Genomic DNA, 4,911 nt, shown 5'->3' with positions numbered 1-4,911 from the left:
TGTGTGGCTCGTCGCTGGCAGCTTGCCTGCGGTTGCGACAATCCAGAGAAGCCGCCCTGCCCGTCAGCGCCCGCGGCCGTCCTTCGAGACGCACGCCTGCGGCGTGCTCCTCAGGACGAGATCCATGGTCTTGGTGAGGTTTTTGAGGAGGCGTAGAGCGATCCTGGTGAAGCTCTCACCCCTCATGCTGAGGAGCGCCGCTTGCGGCGCGTCTCGAAGCACGAGGCCCGGGATGACGCGATGCGCGATGGGGTGAGTTGTGCTGGCGATCGCCGCCTTCGACCGAGGACGGAGGCAGCAGAGCCGCCCTGCCCCTCAACGCCCGCGGCCGGCGGCCTGCGGCAGGAACGGCGCGGGCTGATGCACAGGCGCAATGGCCACGGCGCGGTTGCGGCCTTCGTTCTTGGCGCGGTAGAGCGCGGTGTCGGCGCGCTTCATGACGTCGGCGATCGGCTCGCCCTTCTGCTCCAAAGTGGAGATGCCGATCGAGACCGTGACGTCGATGCGCTTCTCGCCCTTGTGCACCGAGAACGGCTCGTTGGCGACCGAGCGGCGCAGCCGCTCGGCGACCATGCCGGCGACGTGCAAATCGGTCTCGGGCATCACGATCACGAACTCCTCGCCGCCATAGCGGCAGGCGAGATCGATGCCGCGGATCGACTTGCGCACCCGCATCGCGAACTCGCGCAACACGTCGTCGCCGGCATCGTGGCCATAATTGTCGTTGATCGACTTGAAATAGTCGATGTCGAGCATCATCAGCGCCAGCGGCTTGCCCCGGCTTGCCGCCTGGTCGGCCAACGTCGCCAGATGCGTCTCCATGTAGCGGCGGTTGTGCAGGCCCGTCAGCGCGTCGGTGATCGCCATCTCGATCGAGTTCTGCACGTTGTCGCGCAGGTGATCGGTGTAGCGGCGCTTGCGGATCTGGGTGCGCGCGCGCGCCAGCAGCTCGTTCTTGTCGACAGGGCGCAGGAGATAGTCGTTGACGCCGATCTCCAGCCCGCGCAGCAGCCGCGAATTGTTCTCGGCCTCTGCAATGGCCAGGATCGGCACGTGCCGCGTGCGCTCCAGCGAGCGCAGCTGGCTGCACAGCCTGAGGCCGTCGAAATCGTTGAGGTCGAGCGAGACGATGACGAGGTCGTAATTGCCCTCCGCGGCGTTGAACACGGCCTCCGCCGGATTCGGCTCGACGTCGACGGAATGCTCGGTCGCCAGCATCGGCCCGAGCCGCTCATAGGACGACGGCCGGTCGTCGACCAGCAGCACCCGCCCGCCACGGCCGGCATCGGCCACCGCGTTGCGTTCGGGCGCCTGCACGCCGATCTCGAGCGAGGTCAGCGCGCGCATGCGCAGCTCGTCGGTCATCATCTTCAGCCGAGTCAGCGAGCGCACCCGCGCGATCAGCACGACGTCGGAGACGGGCTTGGTGAGAAAGTCGTCGGCGCCGGCCTCCAGGCCGCGCACGCGGTCGGACGGGCTGTCGAGCGCCGTCACCATCACCACGGGAATGAAATGCGTCGCCGGATTGGACTTCAGCCGGCGGCAGACCTCGAAGCCGTCCATGTCCGGCATCATCACGTCGAGCAGGATGATGTCGCATTCGGCGCGCTGGCAGATCTGCAGCGCCTCGGCGCCGTTCGAGGCGGTCAGCACGTCGAAATATTCGGCCGACAGCCGCGCCTCCAACAGCTTGACGTTGGCGGGGACGTCATCGACGACAAGGATGCGCGCGGACACTGCAGAAACTCCTCAGCCGATAAAACGTCGCACGGTTTCTATGAATTTTCCGACCGAGATCGGTTTGGAAAGATAGGCCTCGCAGCCACCCTCGCGGATGCGCTCCTCGTCGCCCTTCATCGCAAAAGCCGTCACCGCGACCACCGGGATCGCGCGCAGATCCGGATCGTCCTTGATCCATTTCGTCACTTCCAGGCCGGAGACCTGCGGCAGCTGGATGTCCATCAGAATGAGATCGGGCCGGGTCCGGCGCACGATGTCGAGCGCCTCCACGCCGCTGGACGTGCCGGACGTCTGGTACCCATGGGCTTCCAACAGATCGCGGAAGAGCTTCATGTTGAGCTCATTGTCTTCCACGATCAGGACGGTCTTGCCCATCCGCCCCTCCGAATCACTGACACCCGACTGCCCTCCGGTGGACACCTGCCCACCGCTACCCATCTAATTCAAACTAGCCCCAGATTCGTTCAAAGCCGTTAAGGCGGTATTCCATCTTCGACCGAGATGGTTTCCACTTGCTTGAACCCGCTCCAAAGACTCGGGCATGATGGTCTGCAAAGTAGAGACGACAAGTTAATGGAAAGGCAAATGCCCCGTTGAAAAAGCGTTCTCAAAATCCGCGCGAAGTTGCTGAAATCGTTGCCATTCAGGCCTTGTCTTTCCTGGCCGGGGAACCCGAGCGCATCGGCCGGTTCCTGGCCGAGACCGGGATCGGGCCGGAGACGCTGCGGACCTCGGCGGCCGACCCGAATTTCCTGGCCAGCGTGCTCGATTTCGTGCTGCGCGACGACGCGACGGTAAAGGCTTTTGCCGAAAGCTCCAAGTTACATCCGACCAATATCATGGCCGCAAGGCAGGTATTGGGCGACCGGCAATGGGAGCGCGACGTGCCGTGAGCACGCTGGCGCCAGAAAGTGCGTCGCGCGCGGCGGCCGGGCCGGCCTGCTTCTGCCGCGACTGTCTGGCGGATCTCGATGTCAGGGCACGGCGCTGCGGCGGCTGCGGCTCGCCGCGCCTGGTCCGGCATCGCGCCCTCTCGGCGCTGACGCTCGCCCATATCGACTGCGACGCCTTCTATGCGACGGTCGAGAAGCGCGACAATCCAGAGGTCGCCGACCGTCCGGTCATCATCGGCGGCGGCCGGCGCGGCGTGGTCTCGGCGGCCTGCTACATCGCCCGCACCTATGGCGTGCGCTCGGCGATGCCGATGTTCAAGGCGCTGGAGCTGTGCCCTTCGGCTGTGGTGATTCGGCCCGATATGGCGAAATACGTCCGGGTCGGCCGCGAGGTCCGGCAGGCGATGCAGGCGCTGACGCCGCTGGTCGAACCGCTGTCGATCGACGAGGCGTTCCTCGATCTCTCCGGCACCGAGCGTGTCCACGGCATGATCCCGGCCAAGGTGCTGGCGCGCTTCGCGCGTGAGGTCGAGCAGACCATCGGCATCACGGTCTCGGTCGGTCTGTCGTGCAACAAGTTCCTGGCCAAGATCGCCTCCGATCTCGACAAGCCCCGCGGCTTCGCCGCGCTCGACCAGGACGAGGCGACGACGATGCTCGCCGACAAGCCGGTGGGCTTCATCTTCGGCGTCGGACCGGCCACCCAGCAGCGACTGGCGAGCTGCGGATTCCGCCTCATCTCCGACCTGCAGCGCGCCGACGAGATCGAGCTGATGAAGCAGTTCGGCGGTGAGGGCCGAAGGCTGTGGCGGCTGGCGCGCGGCCTCGACGATCGCAAGGTGGTGGCCGACCGCGGCGCCAAGACGATCTCCAGCGAGACCACCTTCGACACCGACATCCGCGACTACGCGACCTTGGAAAAGCTGTTGTGGCGGCTGTCGGAGAAGGTCTCGGCGCGGCTGAAGGCGAGCCAGTTCGCCGGCTCGACGATCACGCTGAAGCTCAAGACCGCCGATTTCCGCCAGCGCACGCGCTCGCAGTCGATCGCAGCGCCCACTCAGCTCGCCGGCAAGATCTTCTCGGTCTGCAAGGAGATGCTGGCGCGCGAGACCGATGGCACGGCGTTCCGCCTGATGGGGGCCGGCGTCAGCGCGCTGCGTCCGGGCTCGGAAGCCTCGGACACGGACATGCTCGACCGACGCTCGGCCTCCGCCGAGCGCGCCATGGATGCGCTACGCAAGAAATTCGGCCAGGCCGCGGTGATCCGCGGCATCGCCTATGGCGGACCGGAGGAGACGGAATGACGTCCGTCTCAGTTGCTGCAGGGCTTGTTGGAGTCCTTGCTGTCCTTGACGTCGAATTTGCCGAGCGCGCCTGCAATGACGAAGTCGTTGTAGTCGAGCACGAGGGCGCGGGAGACGCCGTTCTCATACAGCTCGAACGACATCGCATAGACAGGCGTCTGCTCACCCTCGGTCCGCTTGGCGTCGCGGTCATAATAGCTGACCGTGACCGGCCAGCGCGTCAGCGACTTCATCTCGTCATTGTCGGTCGAGGCGTCCGGCTTGGCGGGGGCCTTGTCGCCCGGCACCGCGGCGCCGATCACGGTCAGGGTGTTGTAGACCTTCTCGCCATTGTCGGAGCCGTCATACACCGACAGTTCGAGCAGCGACTTGCCTTCGCGGGCCGCCGCAATGATGCGCTGGATCTGCTCGGTCGGAAACACGGTCGAGCCATCGAGCGTGAAGGTCTTCGCCTCAGGCTGCTTCAGCTTCACCGTGATGTGGTCGCCGCTGCGCTCCGCGATGCCGTCGACCGGGCTGGAAGCCTGGTCGTTCATTCGCGAGTCGATCTTGAAGCGGTAGCTCTTGCCGGCGCCGTCCTCCCACGCCGTCGAGCGCAGGTCGCTGAGCGTGACCTTGCCTTCGCCGAGATCGAGCTCGGAGACCTGGCGGAAGTCCGAGGTGTAGCCGTTACAGGCATTGCCGGAGAAATTGTACAGGATGCGGCCGCGCGCGCTGTTGACCGGGCTCGATCCGCGCGACTTCAACAGGCTGAGCTCATACAGCGCCTGGTGCGGCAGGAACGGCACCCCTGCCCCGGCCTGCGCCGGACCGAACGTGATCGCGGCAAGCGCCAGCGCTCCCATCGACAGTCGAAACGAATGAGCCATGCGTGTTCCTCGGGAGGCGTATCGATAAACCGTCACATTAAAGACCGCTGCATTACGTCGCAACTGCGGCTGGCTCACGGAAACGTGCGATCGCGGCGCCCAGTT

General features: G+C 65.4%; 5 protein-coding genes. 2 read left to right on the top strand and 3 right to left on the bottom strand.

Annotated elements, in window-relative coordinates:
• Positions 1 to 315 precede the first annotated feature (315 nt).
• On the bottom strand, positions 316 to 1,737 hold the full coding sequence (locus BRAS3809_RS20900; protein WP_008964020.1) for a PleD family two-component system response regulator: 1,422 nt from the start codon (positions 1,735 to 1,737) through the stop codon (positions 316 to 318).
• A gap of 12 nt (positions 1,738 to 1,749) precedes the next feature.
• Complete coding sequence (locus tag BRAS3809_RS20895; RefSeq protein WP_008964019.1) at positions 1,750 to 2,115, bottom strand: response regulator; 366 nt, start codon at positions 2,113 to 2,115, stop codon at positions 1,750 to 1,752.
• A gap of 218 nt (positions 2,116 to 2,333) precedes the next feature.
• Here BRAS3809_RS20895 and BRAS3809_RS20890 point away from each other — a divergent pair, with 218 nt between their 5' ends.
• Both BRAS3809_RS20890 and BRAS3809_RS20885 read left to right on the top strand, forming a co-directional pair.
• Positions 2,334 to 2,633 carry a DUF3572 domain-containing protein gene (locus BRAS3809_RS20890; RefSeq protein WP_011927367.1) on the top strand — a complete coding sequence of 100 codons (300 nt, stop codon included), beginning with the start codon at positions 2,334 to 2,336 and terminating at the stop codon, positions 2,631 to 2,633.
• Positions 2,612 to 3,937: a DNA polymerase IV gene (locus tag BRAS3809_RS20885; RefSeq protein WP_008964017.1), complete on the top strand. Its 1,326-nt coding sequence runs from the start codon at positions 2,612 to 2,614 to the stop codon at positions 3,935 to 3,937. The genes BRAS3809_RS20890 and BRAS3809_RS20885 overlap by 22 nt, the downstream gene beginning before the upstream one ends.
• An 8-nt stretch (positions 3,938 to 3,945) precedes the next feature.
• Here BRAS3809_RS20885 and BRAS3809_RS20880 read toward each other — a convergent pair whose 3' ends face one another.
• Positions 3,946 to 4,806, bottom strand: a complete 861-nt coding sequence (locus BRAS3809_RS20880) for a cell envelope integrity EipB family protein (RefSeq protein ID WP_008964016.1) — start codon at positions 4,804 to 4,806, stop codon at positions 3,946 to 3,948.
• Positions 4,807 to 4,911: the final 105 nt, after the last annotated feature.

Origin of the sequence: Bradyrhizobium sp. STM 3809, assembly GCF_000239795.1 — a bacterium.
Classification (GTDB): Bacteria; Pseudomonadota; Alphaproteobacteria; order Rhizobiales; family Xanthobacteraceae; genus Bradyrhizobium.
The sequence above is the reverse complement of the archived record's forward strand: the minus strand, read 5'-3'. Positions and strand labels throughout refer to the sequence as shown.